Genomic DNA, 24,659 nt, shown 5'->3' with positions numbered 1-24,659 from the left:
TTTATCCGGCATTATTTTATTGCACTGTTTTATAGTAAATCTTTTAGATCGTTTTCTTTTTGAAAGCTTTCAAGATTATCCCATTCTCCTACTTTTACATCTGATGAAAACTTTTCAATCTTCACAATTTTTTCAGAATTGTATTGAAGACAATACCCTTCTTTTTTACCAGATTTATATTGAATCTTACAAATTAAACTCCCGGCTATATCATAAAACACCCACCAATCTGTCATCAAATCATTTGCAAAATGTCCTTCTTTTTCAAGATTTCCATTCGCGCGGTAAAAGTACCAATATTTTTCTTTGAGGCCTGCTTCAAAATGTCCTTTTGATGCTACTGAATTATCCTTATGATAGGTGTACCAATACTTTGATTTTTCTCCATTTAGCATCCACCCCTCACTAACAATCCTACCAGAAGTATCCTTGTTTTTCTGATAAAATCTTGAAGTTTGAGCTGTAATACTCAAGGTAAAAAACAGAAATAAAATTCGAAACATACTAATACTACTATTTGTTTTCTTTTATCATCTTTAATAAATCTACATCATTCCCCAATAAAGTAGGGTTTTGATCTATTCTATTTTCTGTAGGACCATTTTCAAGTTTTAATACCCCTCTTGGACAAACAGCAGAACAGACTCCACAACCAACGCAAGAAGAACGAACTATATTTTGACCTTTTTGAGCATAAGATCGTACATCAATTCCTTGTTCACAATACGTAGAGCAGTTTCCACAAGAAATACATTGTCCGCCATTTGTAGTAATCCTAAATCTTGATTTAAATTTCTGAACCAGTCCCATGTATGCTGCTAACGGACATCCAAAACGACACCAAACTCTATTCCCCATAATTGGATAAAACCCAGTACCTATCACCCCAGAAAAAATTGACCCTATAAAAAATCCATAACTAGATTGCACATCATATGCGGTAATGCCAAAAGCAATTTCTTGCCATGATTCTATTTCAGCAAAATAGGTATAGAGCGTCAAACCAGTCATCCCAACCGCAAAAACCAAAACTCCATGAATCAACCAACGCTCAATTTTCCACGAGAACAAAGATTTATCTGACAATTGACGGTAAGGATCTCCTAAAGTTTCAGCCAAGCCTCCACAACCACAAACCCAGGAACAATACCATCTTTTCCCATAAAAATAGACCATTATCGGAACCACTATCAAGGTCAAAACAATTCCCCAAACCAACATAAATAATCCTATTTGACCTTGACCTAATAATCCCCAATCTTTATTCAAATCAAAAAATAAATCATAATCCAACGGCCATGCATTTTTAAAATCAAACCAAGGTTTATTAAAGGCAACTAAAATTTCAGGAATTAAAAATGCAAATGCAATTTGAAAGAACAATACTACTCCAGTTCTCACCATTTGATAGGCGTTGTGTCTATATTTAATAAACATACGTACCGCAAAAACTGTCATCACAGAACAATACATAAACCCATATAAAAACCATTGACTAGAAGGGTTTCCACTTAAGCTTTTACTAATTGGATCTACCGATAAAATCGGGTTTATCAAATAATTTGGAAAGAAATATAGCAATATGTAAAACCCAACAAAATAAATAAATGCAATCATTCCCATCCAACCTTTATTTGTAGCTGCATGTTGCATAATTCCGTTATTCTTTATTCCTGCTGGCCCCAGTAATTTATAATCTGAGCCAAAAGCAATCAACCCACCTAAAATAGCCAAACCAAAGGTCAACCAAAAAAATAGCCACTGATTTTCAGAAACCCAACCAATTGTGGTAACTCTTACCAAAGGATAAACATATTCTTTAGAAGTTTTATTCCACTTAAGTTTCATCACTTTATCCCAAGCAATATTCTCTTGACTTAACTGATATGCATCTGAAGCATTACCTAATGCAATAATTTTATCCGACAACTCAAAGGTGCTCAACTCTTTTGCAACAATACTTGTTTGAGCTTGCTCTATAAAATATTCACTTTTGATATTTTTAGAGGAAATCCATCCATCAAAAGCCTCTTGAGAAACGTAATTTTTTGAAGTGAATATACTACCTGTGAAAATCACAAATCCGATAAGACTTATAAATAATCCAATTTTTTTTATCGCTTTCATCTTCTCTATTTATGCTTTTAAAAATATTCTCTTCCAACTTTTAGCTCTTACTGTTAACTGAGCATTAAAATCAGTATTGTATTTCTCTATAATTTCTTGTTCATATTGTTTGAAAAACTCGGGATCAAAATTAGCATCCTTAAGGTGTTCCAAAACCTTTTCAACAGAGGCCTTTTCTGTAAGCCAGGTATCAAAACGTTCATGCCTTAATCGAATTCCAAACGTGTTAATTCCTAAAAACTCCTTTGATTCTTTATCAAAACTTATGATGATACTTTTTTTTCCTGAGCTATCTTTCCAAGAAAACCGATCCTCATTTTCTTTTGGTTGTGCCCAAACCCATCCATAGGTTTGATACTCTATATCTATAAATTTTGCTGAATTAAACCAATTCCCTGGTTTATATGCTGTGGTGTTTCCACAAATAGTTCTTGCAACGGTTTCTCCCATCATTCTACCGGTATACCATACAGCTTCAATGGTTCTTCTTTGTCCGATTGCATTATGTTGTTCTGCACAATCACCAATCGCATAAATATCTTTGCAATTGGTTTCCAAAAATTCATTGACCAACACACCTCTATTTGTGTATATCGCTGATGATTTTATAAATTCGATATTCGGACTTACACCCGCAGTTAAACCGACTATACTACATTCGATAGTTTCTCCTTTGTCAGTAACTATCGCTTTTGCTCTTCCTTTTTCATCAGAAATAATTTCCTTTAAACTTGTATCTAACCTAAGATCAATATGGTTGTCTATAATTTCTTTATTGACAATCTCTGATTGCTCATCTGGCAAAACACCATTCCAAAAACTTTTTTCTCTTACTAAAAATGTAACTGGAATATTTCTAGAATGCAACATTTCTGCCATTTCTATCCCAATCAACCCTCCACCAACTATTACTGCTCTTTTACAATCTTTGGCATTTTCTTCTAACGTTTCCAAGTCTTGTTTAGAATACAAGCCCTGAACCCCTTTAAGATCCTGACCTGGCCATCCAAACTTATTAGGTTTAGAACCTGTAGCGATAATCAAGTCGTCAAATAAAATATCAGAACCATCGGTTAAAACTAACCTTTTAGTCTCGGCTTCTATAGTCTCAACACTCCCTTCTACAAGTGCTATTCTATTCTTTTGCCAAAACCATTTTTCATAGGGCTGGGTATGCTTAAACTCCATATGTCCCATAAAAACATACATCAATGCTGTTCTCGAAAAAAAATACTTAGACTCAGCCGAAATAATAGTAATACGATGATCACTTAATTTCCTTATATGTCTGGCAGCCGTTACTCCAGAAATTCCGTTTCCAATTATTACAATATGTTTCATAAAATTAGGTTCGTTTAGGTTCTAAATCTAATTATTGATATATTTAGGTAAGCATCTTAAAAATAAGAAATCTACAAATCATAGGTCGAAACAATTTCAAGAACTTAACTCAAAAACTAAAAACCACTCAATTTAGAATCATTAAAAATAAAATACTTTTGTAAGGACTTTACTTTAAAACATACTTTTAACCAGAACCTAATAAACTTTTAATATGATTAAGAGCATCACTAAAATTTTTATCACAGCATTATTTATAACGGGTATATCAAATGCCCAAGAAAGCAATATTCAGACCTATACGCCATCAAAACTTTTGAAAAAGGGGCAAGTAGACGTAAAATGGTTTAATAATTTCTATAGCCAAACAGAAGACACTTTTAGAGGAGATCATCCAAGAGAGAATTTCTTTACGGCAACCTTTGAAACCTTTTATGGAGTAAGTGAAAACTCGCGTTTTAATGTAGGATTGGTATTCAATGTAAAATCAAATAACATCGGTGGAAAAAGTTGGTTTTCTCCATTAAACTTTGCCAATGAAGAAGGAGTTTCTAGAGCTGGTTTCACTTCCATAGCTCCGAGTATTAGTTTTCAACCTTTAAAAAATGTAGGTAATTTTTCTATTCGAACTGGGGTATTTATTCCATTAATTGATCATGAAACAGAAAACGGTGTTTATCTAGACAAAAAAAGTTACGTATGGGAAACAAAATTCTTTTACGATTACACATTCCCAAGCGGAAAATGGCAATTATTTACTGAATTAGATACACAATTTAATTTTGGGGAGGAAGATACTTATGATAACAATGGAACCTCTGAAGGAGGTTTTGCGAACAACAGTCTTGGGGTTCCTGTAAGTGCCTTTGTAAGTTATTTTCCAACATCAAAATCTACAGTATACCTGCAAACGCAACAATATATTTTGATAGATTTAGGGAATAAATTTAGCCAAGAATATACGCAACTAGGAATTGGAGGAAAATATCAGGTGACAAGAGCGTTGAATATAGAAGTATCCTATACTAATTTTGTAAGAGGATCTGATACAGGTTTCGGAGAAACCCTTAACTTAGGGCTTCGATTCATATCTAACTAAATGAAATTAGAAAAACTATTATTTTTTTTCATAGCAATGGTCCTTTTTTCCTGTCAGGCACAGGAGAAAAGGACTTCTTTAATTAACGGTGTTAGTTTTGTAGCTTCGAATAAAAAAGTAAGCTCTAAAAACATTCAACCTGTTGTCAATCTCAACGCAAATTGGGTAACCTTGATGCCCTTCGGTTTTATGCAGTCCGAACACAAACCTATGCTCCAATTCAATACAAAATGGCAATGGTGGGGAGAAACTGCAGAAGGAGTACAGAGTACTTCAAACTATTTTAAGACGGCCGGAATAAAAAGGATGTTGAAACCACAAATCTGGATCAAAGGAGGCTTGTTTACTGGTCATATGAAAATGACCAATGAAGAAGATTGGAAAAGCCTTGAAAATAATTATGAGAATTTTATTTTGTTTTACGCCGAATTAGCACAAAACTCAAACATGGAGCTTTTTTGTATTGGTACAGAACTAAATAATTTTGTCAGCCAACGACCAGAGTTCTGGTTCAACCTAATCACTAAAATAAAAAAAATATACAAAGGGAAAATCACATATGCGGCCAATTGGGATTCTTATAAAAACCCTCAATTTTGGCCTCTATTGGATTATATTGGAATTGATGCATACTTTCCATTAAACGACACTAGAACACCAACTACTGAAGAACTAGTTGCAGCTTGGAACCCAATTAAAACGGAGCTCAAAAACTTTCACAAGAAACATAAAAAATCAATTATCTTTACCGAGTACGGTTATAGAAGTATTGATTATTGTGCCAAGCAACCATGGGTTTCTGATACTCATGAGAACTTCAATGAAAACGGACAAGCAAATGCATTAAATGCATTGTTTCAATCATTTTGGAACGAATCATGGTTTCAGGGTGGTTTTCTTTGGAAATGGTTTGATGATCACTCTAAAGCTGGTGGTATTCATAATAATGGATTTACCGTTCAAAATAAATCAACAGAACAAATAGTAAAAGAATTCTTTGCTTCCCAACAATAATTAAATGCATAAAATAGCTTACTCTTTCATAATTATATTTCTTTGTTTTGGCCCTATAAAAGCACAAGAAAAAACAATCTCTGAAATTGAATTTTCGGGAATAAAAAAAATAAAACCAAGTTTTCTAAAAAAAGTTGTTAGCACTAAAACGAACAGTCTACTTGACTCCGTCATTCTTGAAAATGACATCATGTTTTTAAAAAGACTGCCTGCCGTAGCGTATGCTAGCTATAAAACTGTAAAAAATGATCAAAATGAATACAAGGTTGTTTTTGATATTGAAGAAAACTTTTCAATAATTCCTTTATTCAACGTGTATACCACCAACAATGAAGAAGTTGCATATAGAATAGGTTTAACTGAATATAATTTATTTGGTAAAGGCATGGTTCTAGGAGGTTTTTATCAAAAGGATATTTATGATTCCTACAGAATAAGTTTTCAAGCTCCCTATCTGTTTTCTAAAAAATTTGGTTTAGGTATAAGTTATCAAAACTTCACCTCCTTAGAACCTGTTTTCTTTGAACAAGGAACGGTAGATTATAAATATAACAATACATCTTACGAAGTATTAGCCTTGTATGAAATCAATGCCAAAAATAGATTTAGTACCGGGGTAAATATATTTAGAGAAGACTATAAATATGTTCCCCAACAAGAAGATGTTACTCCACCTGTATCCGAATTAATAGAAGACAAAGTACTATATAAATTAATATACCAACATGATAATTTAAAGTACCACTACCAGTATGTATCTGGATTTAAGGACATTTTTAACTTTCAATATGTGACTTCTGAGACCAACGTATCATCACCAAACTTTTTGATAGGTTGGAATGATTTTCTTTACTACAAACGCATCAAAGCACGTGGTAATTTTGCCACAAGATTAAGAGTGGGCTTAGCTACGAATAATGATTCTCCTTTTGCTCCTTTTGCTCTTGACAACAACGTAAACATTCGGGGAGTAGGAAATATTATAGATAGAGGTACCGGTTCCATTGTTTGGAATGCAGAATACAGACATTCAGTGGTAGATACTTCAATTTTTGCAATACAAGGAAATGCTTTTATAGATTCAGGATCATGGCGTACTCCAGGGGGTGGCCTTGATGACTTTATTGATCCTGATAATATTGTAGTCTTCTCTGGACTTGGACTCCGATTTATCCATAAAAAGATTGTTAATGCCGTTTTTAGAATAGATTATGGAGTTGGTCTAACCCAAAACAGACATGGAATGGTGTTTGGAATTGGACAGTATTTTTAAAATCCAAAGCATAAAAAAAAGCTCCTTTAAAAAGGAGCTTTTTTTATTATTTATGAATACTTCCTATTTAGTATAATCATACCAAATTTCATCAATTACACTAGACTTATCTACTGCATTGATTCTTGTAATATAGTTAGCTATTAAATTTGTAAAGTGATTATCATGTGCTGCAATAACAGGACTAATAAATTCTTTCTCTGTAGATTTAGAAATATTGTTGTAGTAAAGGAAACTGCTCATATCCAAAAGCAAGACTTTCACAAGTTTCAAAATCAGCTACGATACCATGTACCTCATCAGCTCCTAATAAAGCAATTGCTTCCGCATTGTTTTCTACCAATACCAATTTAGCATTTGGGAATCTTCTTTTCACAAACTCCTCACTAGTGGTACCTTTAGTTGTTGCCAAAGTAACTGTAGGAACATTTACATGCTCTGCGTCACCTTTTGATAATTTTTTACTTTTTGTTAAAATAGATTTCCCACTTTTAAAATATACTCCCGGAAAAACAACTTTTGCATTTCTTTCTGTAGTTATAGAAACTCCAGAAAAAACAATATCTACCTTACCTTCTTGAACCGCAGGAATTAAATTCTCAAAATCCATCACTTCATATTTTACAGCTACTCCTAATTCTTTAGCTAAATGAGCTGCAATTTTAATATCAATCCCTTCTAACTCACCAGAAGCTCCATTAAAAGAGAATGGAAATTGCTGACCCGTAGTACCAACAACAATTGTTTTTTGTGCTAAAATTTTATCTAAAGTTTTTTGTTTAACTGACTCAGCACATGATGTAAGGAACGCAGAACTAGTAACTACTAAAAGTGCTAATGCAATAAATGATTTTCTCATAGGTTATAAGGTTTAATTTATTTCTTAATAATTCGAATGTAAATCTACTAAATTTCTTTTAATACATGCAATACTCTGAGAATTAAACTCACTAGTGAATTTATATAAACACATCCTTTTTAATAATTTCTTTTTTACCAACAAATATTTTAACAAAACAAAACGTCTGAAAACTTATTTTTTAAAATCTTCCACAGAAAGACCATTATCAAATTCAATTTGAGACCAGGTAACATAAATCCAAGGTTTCCTAGTAATCTCCCCACTCCAATTAGAAGCTTTATATTTACGTTTTGTTGGAATTAATATTCCTTCTATTTTTTCATATTCAACCTGCATCAAAAAGGGTTCCATTTTACCATAATCGACTACCGTAAAAAGAAATTGATCAACCAAGAGTGTATTTTTATTGATGTAAAGCTGATAGGTATCTTTCGGTTCTTCCTTATCGGATTCAAATGACACCTTGACTATTTCATATGCAATTCCATCAATTACAGTTTCTTTAAGGTACTCGTAAATCAAACCTGGATCTAACAATTTTTGCATCATAGCAAACCAATAAAAATTCGTTGGTCTATTAAAAGCAACTCTTTTCAAAGCATCTTTTTCTTGGATTAATTTTCCATTATGTTTCAGCCAGAATTCGTTTCCATCATACCCTTGTTCAATATCTCCCTTAAAATTAGACAGGGTTCTTTCATGCCTATGGTATTTACCATAAGACAATTCCCCATCAAACAAATACTGTTCTTTAGAAATATCAATAGCGCCGTCCGGAGTTTGATAGGTATAAGTATATACTACATCTCTTTTCTCTTGAAGTTTTTCATAACCTCCCACTTTTTGGACCATTTGAAACACAAGTTCATGTCCTTTGTTTTGAAAAGAATTCGCTACTTGTCTCTCTACTGAAACATCTTTATTTCCTTTTTTTTCTGATTTTTTTTGGTCACATGAACACATGACAACACCAAAAATCAATGCTCCTATAATCGTAAATTTCATTCTAAAAATTTATATTTTTTTATATTCAAAAAAAGTCTTTACTTTTTTAGAGGATACACCTCTTGTTGGATAAAATCTTTTGGAAATTCCTCATCTCCCTCAAAGCCTAATTCAATATCCATGCCATTATCAGGAATATAATTTGTTCTGAACAAATAATCCCATACGCTTAAAGAAATACCAAAATTCACTCCATTCCTATGTGATGATGGCAATACTTTTGCATGATGCCAAATATGCATTTCCGGATTATTTAGAAGATACTTTAAGGGGCCATAATGCAACTTTATATTTGCATGATTCAAATGTCCAATGGTTAGGGCTATCAAATGCACAAATACTACATCCTCAACCTGAAAGCCTCCAATGAGCGCAAGTGGAATATATAACATAGTCCGATAAACTAATGTTTCCATCCAATGATAGCGTAAATGCGCAGCAAAACCCATTTCTTTGACGGAATGATGTACCTTATGAAAATTCCATAACCAAGGTGTACTATGCAGCATTCTATGGGTTGCCCATTGCACAAAATCGGTAATGATAAAAAATAAAAACAACTGCAATAATAGAGGATACTCATTCAAATCTACAATTTGTAGGGATGTTAAATCTAGAGCAAAAAACGATAGCACTTTTATAAAAAACGCTTCTGCTGCTGACGATAAAGCAATGAAAACAATAAGATTAAAAATAAAAAAGTTAAAGAACATGTAAAACAAGTCTAACCAAAAATCTTTTCTAAATATTCCTTGCTTTTTTCTCCATGGAAAGAAAACTTCTAACATCCAAACCACAACAGATATAGTTATCAAAGCATAAAAGTAACTCCCCCAGGAGGGATTTAATATATCTTGGATTAGATAATTCCCATATCCAAGGAATGAATATTTAAATAAGTTCCAAATCTCTATCATTTAAAAAAAATCCTAGTCTGTTTATGACTAGGATAAAGATACTTATAACTCCTTGTTTTAACAACAACCTCCTCCATCATAGTGAAAAGTAGATTCACTAAAATAAATATCATCTCTATTTAAAGACTGCAATGCTGCTGCGGTTTTATCACAAATGGCCAATGGTTGATTCTTTAAAAGAGTATGTCCTTTTCCATCATCAAAAAAATCTTCATCTCCATAATAAATAGCTGCCTTACCTGTAAATATGCATGGTCCATCTTCTGGCATTGGGTCTTTTATAGCAGCAACTTCTATTGATTCGATATAAATCAGCTCGTCAGTTGGATAATTTTTAGGATCTAAAATTCTGTATGGTTTTCTAGCTCTAATTTCAATAGTACCAAAACCAGCATCAGTTAGCATCTTTACATAATCGGCTATTGGTAAACTACCACTTAAACAAAGTGCTCGTAACCTTTCATCATTTCTTAATGTATCATTCATAGGTTGTTCGCAAGTAGGGTCACTCATAACCAAACGCCCATGTGGTTTTAAAACACGATACATCTCTGAAATCGCCTTTTTTAAATCGTCTGCTTTAAAAATATTGAACAAACAGTTTTGTGCTGCAACATCAATACTATTATCTTTTACATTCAGGTTTAATGCATCCCCTTTCACAAGCTCAACAAATTCGCTTTGAAACCATTCGTTTTGTTTTTCAGCCTCTAAAAAATTCTTTCGAGAAGCCTCTAGCATTTCATCTACAACATCCACACCAATCACTCCTCCTTTTTGACGTGAGAAATAAGAAAATTGCAACAATTCCATTCCTCCACCAACACCTACATATAATATCTTTGGTGAGTTTGTCAAGTCTCTAGCATTAACAGTACTTCCGCAACCATAATTCATTTCTTGCATGATCTTTGGGATCTTTAACCCTGGTAACTCCCATATCGGATTTGTTGTGCAACAAAGTCCAACATCCGGAGTTAAAGCCGCTTCTTTATAAACATCATGTGTCGTATCTAAATAACTCATATTATATCTTTTTAACCTCTTATTATTTTAGGTATGTATTATCTTTAATTTATATCTCTTCTATCAAGCAAGTAAACAAAGTAACTAGCTTAGGCTCTGCTTGTGCCGCCAAAGCCAAAATTTCAGGAATATTTATTGGTTTTAAATTATCTGGGTCACACTCATCTGTCAATACAGAAATGGCAACACAAGGCAGCCCCATTTGATTTGCCACTATAACTTCCGGTACTGTAGACATCCCTACGGCATCCGCACCAATTATTTTAAGATATCTATATTCAGCTCTAGTTTCTAATTGAGGCCCAACTACCGCCGCATATACTCCTTCATACAAAGGAATTTTATTAGCCTGAGCAATATTTTTTAGTTTTTCATTAAGCGACTTATCATAAGGTTCAATCATATCAACAAAACGAGGGCCAAATGCTTCAATTCCATTTGCTGCTAAAGGTGAACCTCCTTGCAAATTAATATGATCTTCAATCAACATTAACTCCCCTTTCTTATAATTTGTATTGATTCCTCCCGCTGCGTTGGAAACTAACAATTTTTGAACTCCTAAATATTTTAAAACTCTAACAGGGAATACAATTTCTGCAAATGAATATCCTTCATATAAATGAAACCTTCCTTGCAACGCAATGATTTTTTTACCACCCAAACTACCGTAAATTAAATTCCCCTCATGAGATTCTACGGTTGAAACCGAAAAATTTGGAATCTCGTTATAAGGGATTTTCTTTTCTACCGCTATGGAATCAACTAATTTACCAAGTCCAGTACCCAATATAATACCAACCTCAGCATCTTCTATACCAACATTTTTCAAAAAAGAAACGGTTGCTTCTACTTTTTCTATCATTATTTTTTTATAATTTTTTGACTATGCAATTTACCTTCTATTTCAACTTGTAAAATATAAATTCCTTTCGGTAAACTTTCGGTTTTAATAAAATTTATTTCCTTCGACAAACCATCTTCTTTATAAATCAATTCTCCTATAACAGAATACAAAGAAAGATTTGCTGTTCTATTTGGTTTTAAGGAAATAATCAACTCTTTTTGCATCACGGTTGGATAGATTAAAAACTCCGATTCCAAAACATCTGCTACAGATAAATTACCACAATCTGCACCGGTTTCTGCAGCAAAAGCTCCACCACCCCAATAATGATCATACATTTTACAATGTACATGCACATATGCATAAGAATCCAAATCAATAGCTGGAGTACTATTGGTAAGATCATAACTTTGTTCCCCAGTAGGACTTTTTAACACGCCAATCTCAATTGTATTTGGTGTTACTAAAATACCGCCTGGACTAGAAACTACATTTTCTTGGGATAAATACACATGTAAATCAGGACCTGAAGAAGTTGAGAAAGTATCATCGAAACTTAAGGTTTTGGTTCCATCTATTGAAAACGTCAAAATAGCATTTCCTGTAACTGAAATATCCGGCCCATTTTGGAATTGAGCCACTCTTCTACACTGACCCTTTGTGAATTGAAAACTCCCAATTAATACAACAATTAATAAAATTAGTTTTTTCATATTATCCGTATTTACATAAATGTGAGTCGAGATTTATATCAAAAATTACAATTCAATAACAAAAAAATTACATCGCTGAGAATAGCATAAAAAACATTAAACACCCAACTAGACATTGTCTAGGTTTCAAATATTACTAAGTTATTTTTTTAGTTATAGTCCACTTTTTTCCCGATGAATAAAACAAAAAAAGTTGATTAGTCGAGTTCTTTATGAGTATTTCCTTCTCAAACTTTTACTGAGCTAATTCTCTAACAATTAGCTTTATCCCTCAAATAAATCAACCAAAAAAACTTAAACAATGAAGAAAAACATCTTATTTCTGAGTCTAATTTTCTTAACTAAAATCCTTTGTGCTCAACAAATATATAATTTCGAAAATGAAAAAAACGAACTCCTATCGGTTCCGAAAAACATTCAAAATATTCTAAAAAAAGTAACAAATGGAGATATTATTGAGTTTCCAGCAGGAAATTATGACTTCAATAATGAAGCTTTAACAATTAACAAACAAGTGACACTTAGAGGTGTTCATAACAATTCAATCACCTTGCCTGCAAAAGGGGCAGACAATACTACTATTGGGGTTCATTTCACCAACTGTAAAATCATCACATTCCGATCGGACAACATAAAAATACATAACATATCACTGACAAAAACGAGCGGTACCAAATGGAATATATTTTTAAAAATGTTTCATCCTACTTATACTGATCGTATTAATGGTCCTGGCTCCGAGCAAAATCTAGAGACCAATGATAGCTATACTGGAATTGAATTTAACAATGTAAAAATAGCAGGGGGAGGATATCAAATTGCTGTTGGAAATGGAATTGGAGGCTCTTTTACCAATGTTACTTTTGAAAACTTCAACGTGATTGGGTTTTGGTTTAATAGGATTGGTAATTCAAATTCTCATCCAAAAGTTACCTGGACAAACTGTACTTTTTCTCCAAAAAATGTACCTAACGGAACTAGCAATATTGGAAACACAATAGAGTTTAATGACCGTGCTATATCTTTTGATGCCGGAAATGCGTCTTACCCAATTGTTTGGGATCACAACAACTCAACTATTGAAAATTGCAATATTATCAATACAGGATTTGGAGCCTCTTCAAGAGGTGCAAATGTCATTATTAACAATAACGTTTTTAATGATAACTCTGGTAAAGTAGATCTCATACACATTGAAGAATTTTCTAGCAATTTTACAATAACCAACAATACCTTTAACTGTACTAGCGATGATGGAAGTAAAATAATGGTATTTGACAGAGAACTTCAACCAGTCAAAAACATTAATGTAAGCAACAATATTGTCACGGGTCTTTATCGGTTTTTTATCTCTACTTACGGCACAAGTGATTTAAATATTGAAAATAATAATTTCACAGAATCTTCTGCAACTGTTTCTGGAAACAGGTGGATCAACCTAGCGTATTATGAGAATGAAATTCATGAACCTATAATACCAAGAAGTAACCCCAATAATACAGGAGATTTACCTTCTGAAAATATTGTTATTAAAAATAATATTGGCCTAGAAAGGGCTGAAACAGGAAGTCTCTCAATAAATTTAAAACAGGGTACCTCTTTAAACTCTGAAGGAAACGACATTAACTTCCCTAGAGCGAGTGATATTTCATTTATAGAATCACCTCGACAATTACTTGCGGGGGGAACTTACGAAATTGTAAATGCTCAAACAGGTCAGGTACTTACCGCAAAAGGAAGCAATGGTGAAGTAATCACATCAGATATAATTGACAATTCTTCTAAATGGATTGTAACATTTGCACCACCGTTTAGTTATAATTTCCAAAATTTACACACAAATAACTTTTTAGAATTAGCGGTACCGTTTACTGAAAGTAATATTATTGGTAATCCCAATAATCTTCCAGAACTTTTCCCTTTTGAAAAAAACAACTATTCTGAAATGATCCCCTCATTTATAAATAGACTCCCTTTTTGGTGTTTGACAAAAGAAGAGGATCACTATGTTATTCTTCCTGGTGGAAACGAAAAACAATCAGCAATTGCAACCTTAAATGATGAAAAAGTAACTTTAGTTGCCGCAAAAAAGAAAAATCCAAATGATGGATCTAGACTCCCTGTTGAGCTAAACAACAATGCTAAATGGAAATTTCGATTAACTGATGAAAATTTTATAACCCTTGCTAACAAAGAAGACAACACTTATTCATTTGGAGAAGAAACACAACAACAAATCCATTATGGCGTAAGAGCTGATAATGAAATATTAGAATCTATTGAAATTGATTTAGCCATCCTAAATACGAAAACTAAAACAATTGTAGCAGTGGAAGCATCTCAACTGGAAGTTGTTAATCAAAATGCTACAAGCAATGGAACAGAGACATTTAATTATACAATCCCAACAGGTATAACTGCATCAAACAAACTCTCAGATAACGAAGTATACATATTACGATCTACCCTAAATACTAAAGTAAATGGTATCGGAGAAACCCTAAAAACTAAATCTGAAATTCAAATTACACTATTTGAGTTAATCACAGAGAATAAAATCACATGGGATAATCCGGAAAGTACCTTAACTATCGGTGCAAATTCCGAACAAACAATCACTCATGCTATCTTAGAAAAAGATACTCCGCAATTTACCCAATTTGGTCTCTTAATTATAGATACCAACGCAAATATTATTGAAGTTATAAAACCGCAAAGCTTCCCTTCAACGGCGGCTAATATTGAACAAAGAGGAACAACTTCTTTTAATTATCTAGTACTGGAAAACATTACTCCATCAAACGAGCTACCTGAAGGACAATCTTACGTAATTAGAACCAGGATAAGTTCTCTAAATGAAAATGGAATGGAAACATATGCCACGCAAAATACAACTGTAAATATTATAAAAGGGAACTCCGTTACCTGGGTTACCAACCACATAAAAACTTTTGCACCAGATGGAGAAACCTCGCAAAAAATCTCTTACAATGTACAAGAAGATGAAACGATTAAACTTATACAATTCGGTCTCATAATTACCGATCTAAACAACAATTATGTAAGCGCTGTTACACCTCAAACAAATGTTGCCTTTGAAGGGGATAGTTCCATAGCAAACAGCAGTGCAACTATAGAATTTGATTTTAAAACACCAACAGGAATTTCAACTTCGGACCAGCTACCAGTTGGTCAAAAATATAGAATGAGAACCAGAATTGATTCAAAAGACAATGATGGTAAAAGTATTGTTACCTTAAATTTTGAAGATGTTAGTATTCTAAACCCTGGTTTTAGCTTTATCAATTGGGACACAAAAGCGACCAATGAACTCACTGTTAACGAAACTTCAAATCAAAAGGTTTCGTATCGTGTACAACAAACAGATCATATCAGCCTTGTACAGTTTAGTTTGCTTTTAAGAACCGAAAACAATAATGCCTTTATCCAAGAAGTAATTCCAAAGGCAATTGCGTTAAACGGAAATGCCTTGATTGAAGACACGATTGAATTCGATTTTAACATCCCAATAGACATAACAATCAGTGAAGACTTACCTGACAATCAAAAATACACCATTAGAACAAGGGTAGTATACACAGATGAGAACAACGTACAAGCGCAACAAACAGAATTTACCGATATTACGATATTAGAATCTAATCAATTAAGTGTACCTAATAATGTGGCTCAACAATCTAAAACAGTATTATATCCAAACCCAGCTTCAAATACCATCAATTTATTAAACGCAGGAACAGGTAATTACTATATCCTAGATATGTTAGGGAACAGAATTGACAATTTTTCTATCAATAGACTGGATAGTAAACAAAACAGTCGACATGAATTAATTTCAATTAATATTGAACAACTAAAGACAGGTATTTATTATATACAAAACGAACACGGAAACGCACTGCAATTTATCAAAAAATAAAATTAATAAACCATCAAAACCCGAGAGTATCTACCTCTCGGGTTTTATATTAATGCTATCAGATTTGAATCTGGATTTATATCAGAAATTACATCAATATCATTTAAAACTTCTAAAAACAAAGTAGTATATTTTCCTTCTAAATTTTCTATGGTCGATTTCAAAACAGTCTCAGTACCCCATTTTTTATTTTTGAACACAGAAGGAATCAATTCTTTCATACCCAATAGATAATAACCTCCATCTTCTGCGGGTCCAATAACGGTATTATAAGAATCTAACTTTTCAAAGGCTTTCGTAATATGTAACGAATTAAGATCATAAATATCAGAACCAATAATCACAACTTTTTCGTAACCTGCTTTAAAGCCATCACAAAATGCGTTCTTCATTTTATCCCCTAAATCTTCTCCTTTTTGTAATTTCTTTGAAAACACTTTTGGATCCCAATCATCAAACTCCTGAATAGACTCTGAATAATAAAGATACTTATCTGAGACTACCTCAAGCGAAATATTACGAGTATGAGTTAGTAATTCTTTATATATAGCCAATGCCTTTTCAGGTCCGATCGAAGCCGCTAATCTTGATTTTACTTTCCCTAATTCAGGATTCCTAGTGAAAATAATTAATAGATTATTATTTTTCATAAACCTTTTCCCCATTAGTCAACCACTTGCTCCATTCTTTAGAAAACGTATGAACCTTCTCTGTAGGTTGGTTATTTTTATCTACTATTTCCTTTGCTTGATTTTTCCATTCAAAAATCCCACCATACAAATTATACACCTTTGTATAGCCTGATTTCAATAACTTTTCACCAATCATTTCACTACGCATCCCAATAGAACAATACACCAAAATAGGTTGTGACTTGTCTGGGTATTTTTGCAATACAGCATCTATTTCAAAATTATCAAATCCAACACAAAGTGCATTTTTAAGATGACTTGTATCGTACTCATTTTGTTCCCGAGTATCTAACAATACATACTTATCTAAAGAAGAAATATCGGATACCTTAACTATAGGAACCGTTTCCTTTAAATTTCTTTCAAGTAATTTATTGAATTTTTTAGTTTGTGCATTCGAAAAAGTAGACACAATCAACAACGTTAAAAAAACAATTCTCTGTTTCATACTTCTACTTACGATATAACACCTTGACAACTAGAACCAGCACCAGCAGTACATCCGTAACAATGGTTTTTCAGTGAAATTGTTCTGTTCTTCAATGTATCAGCATTAAAATCTTTAATATTTTGATGTTGTTTGTCTAGGATGGGCAAATGCAACATTTGATTAAAATCACAATCATAAATAGTACCATCCCAACGCACTGAAATGGTATCTCTGCACATTACATTTTCTACTGCGGCCAAATTGAAATTATCTACCAACAGATTCATATAGGTTTCAACCTTATTCTGTGCTTTTAAATCATTTAAAAAACGACTAATAGGCATGTTTGTTATGGTATATAAATGATTAAAATCAATAGCAAAATTTTCCTTCAACATTCGTTTGTAATCTTTTTCAAGACCTTCCTGAGAGCCTGGTAACGAAGGTCCACCTGGATTATATACCAAATGTAACTTCAACTCTTCTCCTCTACCATAGCCTTTTTCATTTAGAAGTTGCAATCCCTTAATAGAAGCTTCAAAAACACCATCTCCACGTTGTTTGTCCACATTCTCTAAAGTATAACAAGGCATAGACGCTACAACCTCAATTTTATGCGTTTTAAAAAATTCAGGCAAATACTCATACTCCTTAGCAAACGTAAGAATGGTCAAATTACTTCTAACGATAATTTTAACCTCACGTTTAGAAATTTCTTCAACAAACCATTTAAAATCAGGATGAATTTCTGGTGCTCCTCCTGTAAGATCTACTGTTGAAAACCCTCCCGAATCTAGCGCTGCTAAACAGTGCTTCATCGTCTCAACTGACATCAACTCTCTTCTAGAAGGTCCTGCATTTACATGGCAATGATTACAAACTTGATTGCACAAATAACCAACATTTATTTGCAAAATATCCAACCCTTTTGCTTTAAAAGGTAATTTTGAATATTGATGTAATTGCTTAGAAAAACCTAGAATTGGCAAACTTTCTAAAAACAACATATCTTCTTCAGATTTCTTTTTTCTAATTTCAACAATTGGATTTGATTTTGATTTTGCCAAAGTCTCTTGAACTTTTGCATATAGTTTTTCTTGGTCAGCAAGGGAATAAGCTTCCATATTTTTTTATTTGAAGTGTTTTTATTCGTTTAGGTTCCAATTGTACTCTAAAAAACGAACTTTAGTTTTTTTCGATAATTCAACCGATGCATATTTCTTTATATAATCTATCAATTTACCTTCTGAGGTGAAATCTCCCTGATACCATTCAAATATTTTTGATAGAGATGCTTTTTTAGGAGTTAACATATTTCTTTTAGGATCATTCACAAATTTCTTCATAAGTTCCTCCAACTTAGAATCAACATTTAATTCTGTAAAAGCATAATTTGCTAGTGGCGGACATGAGAATGAAGCACAATTCACACCAACATGAATACGTGGATCTTTATAAACCGCACGCAACCGTTCATGTTCTATCTGATTTAAAGTATAGGTTTCACCACCAACCACCGCTATTTTCATGTCCCATGCTTTTCCATTATTAATTTTCATAATACTAGAAATAGGATAATTTTCAAGAATTAAATTAATGGTATAGGCATTATAAGCATTAATCCAAAAAGCCTTTGTTTTATCTTCTGACCATGATTGTTGTGGTTTGGTCTGTTTTAAATAATCGATATAAGCATCAAGTGCATTTTTCTCTTTAAGAATTCCTTTATAATTAACAACCCCATCCTGAGTTACATTATTTTTTAAAAGTTGATCAAACCCCTCTTGTTGTGCCAAGGATACGGTGGACACAAATACAATCGTAGCCCATAAAAAAAATGATTTCATATTGTAGTAATTTTTTAGATATAAACGTTAGTAGAGAAAACTATTAGAAAATTACAAAATCTCTTTTAATTCTTCTCCTGCCGTCAAATTAAATCTTTTCCTAAACAAATAGACAGCCCCATATAACAACGGCGTATCAACAATTGCGACTATCACTTTAAACAAAAATCCACTAAGCAAAAGACTTCCAAAAACATCCCATGAAAGCACATCAAACAAAGTAAGCAACAATACCACAGTAAACGTATCAATAAACTGAGAACTAAAAGTTGAAAAATTATTCCGTAACCATAAATGTTTCCCTTTTGTTTTTTGTTTCCAAAAATGAAATATTCTAATATCAATAAATTGCGCAAATAAGTAGGCCATCATAGATGCCATTACAGCTATTGGAGACAAGCCAAATACTTTTGAAAACAATCCATCATTTACAGGAGACCAACTTGTTGCAGGAGTATAATTGGCTACTAACACAATTAATACAGAAAAAAAGGATGCGAAAATTCCTGTAACAACAACTTGATTTGCTTTCTTCTTCCCATAAATTTCAGAAATAATATCTGTAATTAAAAAAGTTATTGGATAAGGTAAAATACCAACAGATACTTCAAAACGAAATATTCCTAGAGGATTCCAATAAAAAAATTTTTGAAATATTAAGTTTGAAACCACCAAAGAAGTTATAAATAAAGTGGCCAAAATCATATAGATTGAAGAGGCCAGCTGTCGGTCTTTTGTATTCATAAATACGAATATAACAAAAACGCATTAACCTATAGGAATCTAACCAAACTCATTATATAACAGTACAAATGATATAATTCACAAACAATGCTTATTTTTGCAGTCAAATTTGAAAATAAATAATATGAAAGCATATGTTTTTCCTGGTCAAGGAGCTCAATTTTCTGGAATGGGACAAGATTTGTACACAAATTCAGAATTAGCAAAAGAATTATTTCAACAAGCAAATGAAATTTTAGGATTCGATATCACTAAAATTATGTTCGAAGGAACTGCTGAAGATTTAAAACAAACAAACGTTACACAACCAGCTGTATTTTTACATTCAGTAATTTTAGCAAAAACCTTAGGTGATAGCTTCAAGGCAGATATGGTAGCAGGGCACTCTCTAGGAGAAATCTCTGCCTTGGTTGCTAACAATACTCTTTCTTTTGAAGATGGACTTAAATTAGTCGCAAAAAGAGCTGATGCAATGCAAAAGGCTTGTGAATTGCAAGCCGGAACTATGGCTGCAATTCTTGGATTAGAGGACAATGTGGTAGAAGAAATTTGCGCTTCTATTGAAGGTGATGTAGTTGCTGCCAACTACAACTGCCCAGGTCAACTAGTAATATCTGGTGAATTAGAGGCGGTGAAAGCTGCATGTGAATTAGCAACTGAGAAAGGTGCTAGACGTGCATTATTACTTCCTGTTGGAGGAGCATTCCACTCTCCATTAATGGCACCTGCTAGAGAAGAATTAGCTGCAGCTATTGAAGCAACGCAGTTTAATGAACCTTCTTGCCCAGTATACCAAAATGTTGTTGCCAAAGCAGTAACAAACCCATCTGAAATAAAAGAAAACCTAATTGCTCAATTAACAGGGGCTGTAAAATGGACTCAATGTGCTAAAGCAATGATTGCTGATGGTGCAACAGAGGTTGTTGAAGTAGGACCTGGTAAAGTATTACAAGGTTTATTTGCTAAAATTGATAGATCTGTCGCTAGAAGTAGTGCTGAGATTTAAAAATATTTACAACCATAAAAAAACACCCTACATAGCGTAGGGTGTTTTTTTTATTTCTTTTATTTCTTTTATTTCTGTCATTGAAATTATTCCAACTTCCATGTTCGTACCCAGTCCACTTTCATGGTATTTATCGTATCATCAGACAGGTCAGTCTTATCAGGAAGACCACCTACCCACGGAGAATCCTGAGTCCATAAATCCCATATAAGAAATTGCTCAAGGGTAAAATTTTGAGTTGTTGTGATGCTTCCAGATGGTTCTCCATCTAAGTAAAATTGAACCGTATTTTCATCCTTCCACCAAGCACCTACCACATGATATGCCTCATTCCATTTCACACCTTTTAAGGTATTTCCTTCAGATAAATTTTTATTACTAGAGTTTCCCTTTGCTCTTTCCGTTACTCCATTTTTTACGATGAAATACTGTGAATTCATTTGCCATGGATACTCATCTAATGCAAAACTAGAAGTAGGTGGAAGCGTAGGTTTTGAGTTATTTTCAATAATGTCAATTTCATCTCTATTATTACTATCACCATTATTTAACCAAAAAGTATTAAATGCAGAAATATGTGCAGTCTTGATACTACATTCAGTATACATAGGAAATTTAATTTTAGTTCTTGAGCGCACCCTAGATGTTTTAAACCATTGATCTTGACTTGAAGCATCCAAGGTTGCTTTGATCCATAGTGTTCCGCCAGAAACTCCTGAGTTAGAATTTTGCATATTCACAGGTGTCCCTCCATAATTCCAGTTCGTTTTAGTCCATTTAGCGCTATCAAAAGTTCCATTAAATTCATCAGATAAATTTTCTACTTTAATCCAAGATTTTCCTTGAGGAGTCGTATCATCAAATGAAACAAAAGAAGGAAATCTTTGATCAGCCGCATGAACATCTATAACTACAACCTCTTCTTCTTCTTCCTCTTCTTCATTCTCATCAGGGTCAATTACAATCGTTGATGGTTCCTTTTCTTCCAGAGAGTCACTACTGCAACTTCCAAAAAGTATGACCGCTAAAAAAAGTGAAAACACTAATCTTATTAAATTTCTATTTTGAATCATTTGTTTAAGTTTAAATTAATTGGACCTACAAATATATCAGAAAAGAAAAGTTGAAAAATCACAATACACAACTTGTCTATTTTTTTTCTAGCCACAATGCAGTATTCATAAAGGTCTGTCTAGAACAAACTCATCATAAGTAAACAACTGAACAAAAAAAAAGAGACTGTAAATATTTACAGTCTCTTTTAAAAAATTTATTCTACACAATTACTTTTGTGCTTGCTGCCATTTCCAAGCAGAACTTAAAGCATCCTCTAAAGACAACTCTGTTTTCCAGTTTAATTCTTTATTCGCAATTGTTGTATCGGCAAAAGCAGCTGTAATATCACCAGCTCTTCTCTCTACAATTTTATAATTCAATTTTAAATCATTTACTTTCTCAAAAGCGTTGATAATTTCAAGGACAGAACTTCCCTTTCCTGTACCAACATTAAAGTATTCAAAAGACTCTTTGTTATTTTTATTAATCAAACGCTGTAAAGCCGCTATATGAGCTTTCGCTAAATCAACTACATGAATATAATCTCTAACAGCAGTTCCATCAACAGTATCATAATCATCACCAAAAACAGATAATTCTGCTCTCATTCCAGCAGCGGTTTGAGTGATAAATGGAATCAAATTTTGAGGCACTCCAAGCGGTAATTCACCTATTTTAATTGATGGATGAGCTCCTACAGGATTAAAATACCTCAACGCAATAGTATTGATTCCATGTGCAGTACTTGCATCTTTAATAATCTCTTCTCCTATTTGCTTTGTATTCCCATAAACAGATTCTGCAGTTTTCACTGGAGCCTTTTCTGTAATTGGCAACTCATCAGCTTGACCATATACTGTACAAGACGAAGAAAATATAAAGTTGTCTAATTTTCTATCTCTCATTTCTTGCAATAAGTACACTAAAGAACCAAGATTATTTTCATAATAATCTAATGGTTTGTGCATACTTTCCCCTACAGCTTTAAAAGCAGCAAAGTGAATAATCCCATCAACATTGTGTTTATTGAAAAAATCTTGAACATCACTTTTAACTCTTAAATCAATCTGAGCAAACTCTGGTTTAACACCTGTAATTTCAGTGATACTATCTAAAACATCAATTGTAGTATTCGATAAGTCATCAATAATTACTACTTCAAACCCTTTGTTCTGTAATTCAACAACAGTGTGAGATCCTATAAATCCTAATCCTCCTGTTACAAGTATTTTTGCCATTCTTTTAATTTTAAATAATTATTTATAATTTTTAGTAATTGATAAAATTACTATGCTTTCATTTTATAAACAGGGGGCGTAGTGACTATTCGTAGTGGTTATAATGCTTCTTTAAAAACACAGCACTAGAAAGGAAACATTTGACCCCTTTAATTTTTTATTTTACTAATACAATGACAACCTATACCTACTGAATATAGTTGAGAATTGTATTTATAATATAATCCTGTTGCTCCGTATCTAATTCAGTATGCATTGGTAATGCAATCACCTCATCAGAAAGTTGGTTTGTTACAGAAAAATCTTCTTCTTTATATCTATCATCCAAGTATGCCTTTTGTCTATGCAATGGAATTGGATAATAAATAGCACATGGTATTTGTTTACTCTGTAAATGCTCTAACAGCCCATCTCTTTTTCCATTTGTTATTCTAATCACATACTGATGGAAAACATGACAATCACAACTATCACAAATTACAGGTACAATAATATTTTGGTTCACACCTAATTTATCAGAATAATACATTGCCGCCTTTTGACGAGCTTTGTTATAAGCATCTAAATGTGGTAATTTTATTCTTAAGATTGCTGCCTGAACACTGTCTAATCTTGAATTTACACCAACAACATCATGATGATATCTTTCATACATTCCATGGTTTACAATTCCTCTAATAGTATGTGCTAGCTGATCGTTATTGGTAAAAATCGCTCCACCATCTCCATAACAACCTAAATTTTTTGATGGAAAGAAGGATGTGGTTCCAACATCTCCTATAGTTCCTAACTTTTTCTTACCCTCTTTTGAAGTATAAACTCCTCCAACAGCTTGAGCATTGTCTTCAATAACATATAAGTTATGCTCTTCCGCTAAAGCCATAATTGAATCCATATCTACAGCTCTACCAAAAAGATGTACCGGTACTATTGCTTTTGTTTTAGGAGTGATCGCTTTTTTGATAGCCTCAATTGAAATATTCATATTATTAAGATCGCAATCTACCAAAACAGGTGTAAGATTTAATAATGCAATTACCTCAACAGTTGCTGCAAAAGTAAAATCCGTAGTAATTACCTCATCACCCGGTTTTAACCCAAGTCCCATCATCGCAATTTGTAAAGCATCCGTACCATTAGCACATGGAATTACATGCTTCACATCTAAATACTTCTCCAAATCTTCTTGAAATTGTCTAACCTCTGGTCCATTAATAAAGGCAGTAGAATCTATAACATCTATTACCGCTGTATCAACCTGATCTTTTATTTTTTCATACTGACCTTTTAAGTCAACCATTTGAAGTTTTCTCATCTGAAGATTTTTTAAATTTTATAACCGCACAAAAATACAAATTTAATCAGCCAACCAAGACAATATTTATTCTAAATACTATTAGAATTGAACCCCTAAAAATTTCTGTTTTTTAGGTTTTCATATGCAAATATAACAAAAAAAACGCATTAAACGTATTTGATACGTTT

At 32.8% G+C, this 24,659-nt stretch carries 23 protein-coding genes; 5 read left to right on the top strand and 18 right to left on the bottom strand.

What is annotated here, in order from left to right; genetic code table 11:
• Positions 1-29: 29 nt before the first annotated feature.
• The 3 genes from AC2DGP_RS13870 to AC2DGP_RS13860 are packed head-to-tail and all read right to left on the bottom strand — an operon-like array spanning position 30 to position 3,468.
• On the bottom strand, positions 30-503 hold the full coding sequence (locus AC2DGP_RS13870; RefSeq protein ID WP_484490659.1) for a toxin-antitoxin system YwqK family antitoxin: 474 nt from the start codon (positions 501-503) through the stop codon (positions 30-32).
• A gap of 10 nt (positions 504-513) precedes the next feature.
• Entirely contained in the window at positions 514-2,127 is a 1,614-nt protein-coding gene (locus AC2DGP_RS13865; protein ID WP_484490658.1) for a 4Fe-4S binding protein, read from the bottom strand.
• A gap of 9 nt (positions 2,128-2,136) precedes the next feature.
• Complete coding sequence (locus AC2DGP_RS13860; protein WP_484490657.1) at positions 2,137-3,468, bottom strand: NAD(P)/FAD-dependent oxidoreductase; 1,332 nt, start codon at positions 3,466-3,468, stop codon at positions 2,137-2,139.
• A 214-nt stretch (positions 3,469-3,682) separates the two neighbouring features.
• Here AC2DGP_RS13860 and AC2DGP_RS13855 point away from each other — a divergent pair, with 214 nt between their 5' ends.
• The 3 genes from AC2DGP_RS13855 to AC2DGP_RS13845 are packed head-to-tail and all read left to right on the top strand — an operon-like array spanning position 3,683 to position 6,854.
• Positions 3,683-4,567 (top strand): hypothetical protein, encoded by an 885-nt coding sequence (locus tag AC2DGP_RS13855; RefSeq protein WP_484490656.1) that lies wholly within the window; start codon positions 3,683-3,685, stop codon positions 4,565-4,567.
• Entirely contained in the window at positions 4,568-5,581 is a 1,014-nt protein-coding gene (locus tag AC2DGP_RS13850) for a glycoside hydrolase family 113 (protein WP_484490655.1), read from the top strand.
• Positions 5,582-5,585: 4 nt separating this feature from the next.
• A complete protein-coding gene (locus AC2DGP_RS13845) occupies positions 5,586-6,854 on the top strand; it encodes a POTRA domain-containing protein (RefSeq protein ID WP_484490654.1) in 1,269 nt (422 codons plus the stop codon).
• A gap of 63 nt (positions 6,855-6,917) precedes the next feature.
• Here the strand turns inward: AC2DGP_RS13845 and AC2DGP_RS13840 are convergent, their stop codons facing one another.
• The 7 genes from AC2DGP_RS13840 to AC2DGP_RS13810 all read right to left on the bottom strand — a co-directional run bounded on the left by AC2DGP_RS13840 (position 6,918) and on the right by AC2DGP_RS13810 (position 12,221).
• Positions 6,918-7,097 (bottom strand): hypothetical protein, encoded by a 180-nt coding sequence (locus tag AC2DGP_RS13840; protein ID WP_484490653.1) that lies wholly within the window; start codon positions 7,095-7,097, stop codon positions 6,918-6,920.
• Positions 7,063-7,713, bottom strand: a complete 651-nt coding sequence (locus AC2DGP_RS13835) for a transporter substrate-binding domain-containing protein (protein ID WP_484490652.1) — start codon at positions 7,711-7,713, stop codon at positions 7,063-7,065. The genes AC2DGP_RS13840 and AC2DGP_RS13835 overlap by 35 nt, the downstream gene beginning before the upstream one ends.
• 174 nt (positions 7,714-7,887) lie before the next feature.
• Positions 7,888-8,721 carry a hypothetical protein gene (locus AC2DGP_RS13830; protein WP_484490651.1) on the bottom strand — a complete coding sequence of 278 codons (834 nt, stop codon included), beginning with the start codon at positions 8,719-8,721 and terminating at the stop codon, positions 7,888-7,890.
• Between the two features lie 38 nt (positions 8,722-8,759).
• Entirely contained in the window at positions 8,760-9,638 is an 879-nt protein-coding gene (locus AC2DGP_RS13825) for a sterol desaturase family protein (protein WP_484490650.1), read from the bottom strand.
• 57 nt (positions 9,639-9,695) lie between these two features.
• Complete coding sequence (gene arsM / locus AC2DGP_RS13820; protein ID WP_484490649.1) at positions 9,696-10,664, bottom strand: arsenosugar biosynthesis arsenite methyltransferase ArsM; 969 nt, start codon at positions 10,662-10,664, stop codon at positions 9,696-9,698.
• 49 nt (positions 10,665-10,713) lie between these two features.
• Positions 10,714-11,526, bottom strand: a complete 813-nt coding sequence (locus AC2DGP_RS13815; RefSeq protein WP_484490648.1) for a purine-nucleoside phosphorylase — start codon at positions 11,524-11,526, stop codon at positions 10,714-10,716.
• Positions 11,526-12,221, bottom strand: a complete 696-nt coding sequence (locus tag AC2DGP_RS13810; protein WP_484490647.1) for a DM13 domain-containing protein — start codon at positions 12,219-12,221, stop codon at positions 11,526-11,528. Before AC2DGP_RS13810 ends, AC2DGP_RS13815 begins: the two co-directional genes overlap by 1 nt.
• A gap of 301 nt (positions 12,222-12,522) precedes the next feature.
• Here AC2DGP_RS13810 and AC2DGP_RS13805 point away from each other — a divergent pair, with 301 nt between their 5' ends.
• Positions 12,523-16,161, top strand: a complete 3,639-nt coding sequence (locus AC2DGP_RS13805) for a T9SS type A sorting domain-containing protein (RefSeq protein ID WP_484490646.1) — start codon at positions 12,523-12,525, stop codon at positions 16,159-16,161.
• Between the two features lie 44 nt (positions 16,162-16,205).
• On the opposite strand, the gene AC2DGP_RS13800 is transcribed toward AC2DGP_RS13805, so the two are convergent.
• The 5 genes from AC2DGP_RS13800 to AC2DGP_RS13780 are packed head-to-tail and all read right to left on the bottom strand — an operon-like array spanning position 16,206 to position 19,874.
• Positions 16,206-16,811 (bottom strand): TIGR04282 family arsenosugar biosynthesis glycosyltransferase, encoded by a 606-nt coding sequence (locus AC2DGP_RS13800; protein WP_484490645.1) that lies wholly within the window; start codon positions 16,809-16,811, stop codon positions 16,206-16,208.
• Positions 16,801-17,301 (bottom strand): rhodanese-like domain-containing protein, encoded by a 501-nt coding sequence (locus AC2DGP_RS13795; protein ID WP_484490644.1) that lies wholly within the window; start codon positions 17,299-17,301, stop codon positions 16,801-16,803. The genes AC2DGP_RS13800 and AC2DGP_RS13795 overlap by 11 nt, the downstream gene beginning before the upstream one ends.
• Positions 17,302-17,309: 8 nt before the next feature.
• Positions 17,310-18,407 (bottom strand): arsenosugar biosynthesis radical SAM (seleno)protein ArsS, encoded by a 1,098-nt coding sequence (arsS, locus tag AC2DGP_RS13790; protein WP_484490643.1) that lies wholly within the window; start codon positions 18,405-18,407, stop codon positions 17,310-17,312.
• A 21-nt stretch (positions 18,408-18,428) separates the two neighbouring features.
• The gene (locus AC2DGP_RS13785; RefSeq protein WP_484490642.1) at positions 18,429-19,130 is read right to left on the bottom strand and encodes a DUF547 domain-containing protein; all 702 of its coding nucleotides are present in this window, start codon (positions 19,128-19,130) and stop codon (positions 18,429-18,431) included.
• 51 nt (positions 19,131-19,181) lie between these two features.
• Positions 19,182-19,874, bottom strand: a complete 693-nt coding sequence (locus AC2DGP_RS13780; protein ID WP_484490641.1) for a queuosine precursor transporter — start codon at positions 19,872-19,874, stop codon at positions 19,182-19,184.
• Between the two features lie 124 nt (positions 19,875-19,998).
• Here AC2DGP_RS13780 and fabD point away from each other — a divergent pair, with 124 nt between their 5' ends.
• The gene (gene fabD / locus AC2DGP_RS13775; RefSeq protein WP_484490640.1) at positions 19,999-20,880 is read left to right on the top strand and encodes an ACP S-malonyltransferase; all 882 of its coding nucleotides are present in this window, start codon (positions 19,999-20,001) and stop codon (positions 20,878-20,880) included.
• An 86-nt stretch (positions 20,881-20,966) separates the two neighbouring features.
• Here fabD and AC2DGP_RS13770 read toward each other — a convergent pair whose 3' ends face one another.
• The 3 genes from AC2DGP_RS13770 to AC2DGP_RS13760 form a co-directional block, all read right to left on the bottom strand.
• Complete coding sequence (locus tag AC2DGP_RS13770; protein ID WP_484490639.1) at positions 20,967-21,953, bottom strand: LamG domain-containing protein; 987 nt, start codon at positions 21,951-21,953, stop codon at positions 20,967-20,969.
• A gap of 210 nt (positions 21,954-22,163) precedes the next feature.
• Positions 22,164-23,174 (bottom strand): UDP-glucose 4-epimerase GalE, encoded by a 1,011-nt coding sequence (gene galE / locus AC2DGP_RS13765; protein WP_484490638.1) that lies wholly within the window; start codon positions 23,172-23,174, stop codon positions 22,164-22,166.
• Between the two features lie 187 nt (positions 23,175-23,361).
• Positions 23,362-24,489 carry a DegT/DnrJ/EryC1/StrS family aminotransferase gene (locus AC2DGP_RS13760; RefSeq protein ID WP_484490637.1) on the bottom strand — a complete coding sequence of 376 codons (1,128 nt, stop codon included), beginning with the start codon at positions 24,487-24,489 and terminating at the stop codon, positions 23,362-23,364.
• Between the last annotated feature and the right edge of the window lie 170 nt (positions 24,490-24,659).

It is taken from the genome of Flavicella sp. IMCC45537 (assembly GCF_057197705.1).
Note: the sequence above shows the minus strand (reverse complement) of the source record. Positions and strands in the feature narration are given on the sequence as shown.

Coding starts and splice junctions, on each gene's coding strand:
- AC2DGP_RS13800 (WP_484490645.1), bottom strand. CDS start 16,811: ATGAAAAATAATAATCTATTAATTATTTTCACTAGGAATCCTGAATTA.
- AC2DGP_RS13835 (WP_484490652.1), bottom strand. CDS start 7,713: ATGAGAAAATCATTTATTGCATTAGCACTTTTAGTAGTTACTAGTTCT.
- fabD (WP_484490640.1), top strand. CDS start 19,999: ATGAAAGCATATGTTTTTCCTGGTCAAGGAGCTCAATTTTCTGGAATG.
- AC2DGP_RS13815 (WP_484490648.1), bottom strand. CDS start 11,526: ATGATAGAAAAAGTAGAAGCAACCGTTTCTTTTTTGAAAAATGTTGGT.
- AC2DGP_RS13770 (WP_484490639.1), bottom strand. CDS start 21,953: ATGATTCAAAATAGAAATTTAATAAGATTAGTGTTTTCACTTTTTTTA.
- AC2DGP_RS13805 (WP_484490646.1), top strand. CDS start 12,523: ATGAAGAAAAACATCTTATTTCTGAGTCTAATTTTCTTAACTAAAATC.
- AC2DGP_RS13830 (WP_484490651.1), bottom strand. CDS start 8,721: ATGAAATTTACGATTATAGGAGCATTGATTTTTGGTGTTGTCATGTGT.
- AC2DGP_RS13760 (WP_484490637.1), bottom strand. CDS start 24,489: ATGAGAAAACTTCAAATGGTTGACTTAAAAGGTCAGTATGAAAAAATA.
- AC2DGP_RS13810 (WP_484490647.1), bottom strand. CDS start 12,221: ATGAAAAAACTAATTTTATTAATTGTTGTATTAATTGGGAGTTTTCAA.
- AC2DGP_RS13785 (WP_484490642.1), bottom strand. CDS start 19,130: ATGAAATCATTTTTTTTATGGGCTACGATTGTATTTGTGTCCACCGTA.
- arsS (WP_484490643.1), bottom strand. CDS start 18,407: ATGGAAGCTTATTCCCTTGCTGACCAAGAAAAACTATATGCAAAAGTT.
- AC2DGP_RS13840 (WP_484490653.1), bottom strand. CDS start 7,097: ATGAGCAGTTTCCTTTACTACAACAATATTTCTAAATCTACAGAGAAA.
- AC2DGP_RS13825 (WP_484490650.1), bottom strand. CDS start 9,638: ATGATAGAGATTTGGAACTTATTTAAATATTCATTCCTTGGATATGGG.
- AC2DGP_RS13780 (WP_484490641.1), bottom strand. CDS start 19,874: ATGAATACAAAAGACCGACAGCTGGCCTCTTCAATCTATATGATTTTG.
- arsM (WP_484490649.1), bottom strand. CDS start 10,664: ATGAGTTATTTAGATACGACACATGATGTTTATAAAGAAGCGGCTTTA.
- AC2DGP_RS13795 (WP_484490644.1), bottom strand. CDS start 17,301: ATGAAACAGAGAATTGTTTTTTTAACGTTGTTGATTGTGTCTACTTTT.
- AC2DGP_RS13860 (WP_484490657.1), bottom strand. CDS start 3,468: ATGAAACATATTGTAATAATTGGAAACGGAATTTCTGGAGTAACGGCT.
- AC2DGP_RS13850 (WP_484490655.1), top strand. CDS start 4,568: ATGAAATTAGAAAAACTATTATTTTTTTTCATAGCAATGGTCCTTTTT.
- galE (WP_484490638.1), bottom strand. CDS start 23,174: ATGGCAAAAATACTTGTAACAGGAGGATTAGGATTTATAGGATCTCAC.
- AC2DGP_RS13870 (WP_484490659.1), bottom strand. CDS start 503: ATGTTTCGAATTTTATTTCTGTTTTTTACCTTGAGTATTACAGCTCAA.
- AC2DGP_RS13845 (WP_484490654.1), top strand. CDS start 5,586: ATGCATAAAATAGCTTACTCTTTCATAATTATATTTCTTTGTTTTGGC.
- AC2DGP_RS13855 (WP_484490656.1), top strand. CDS start 3,683: ATGATTAAGAGCATCACTAAAATTTTTATCACAGCATTATTTATAACG.
- AC2DGP_RS13865 (WP_484490658.1), bottom strand. CDS start 2,127: ATGAAAGCGATAAAAAAAATTGGATTATTTATAAGTCTTATCGGATTT.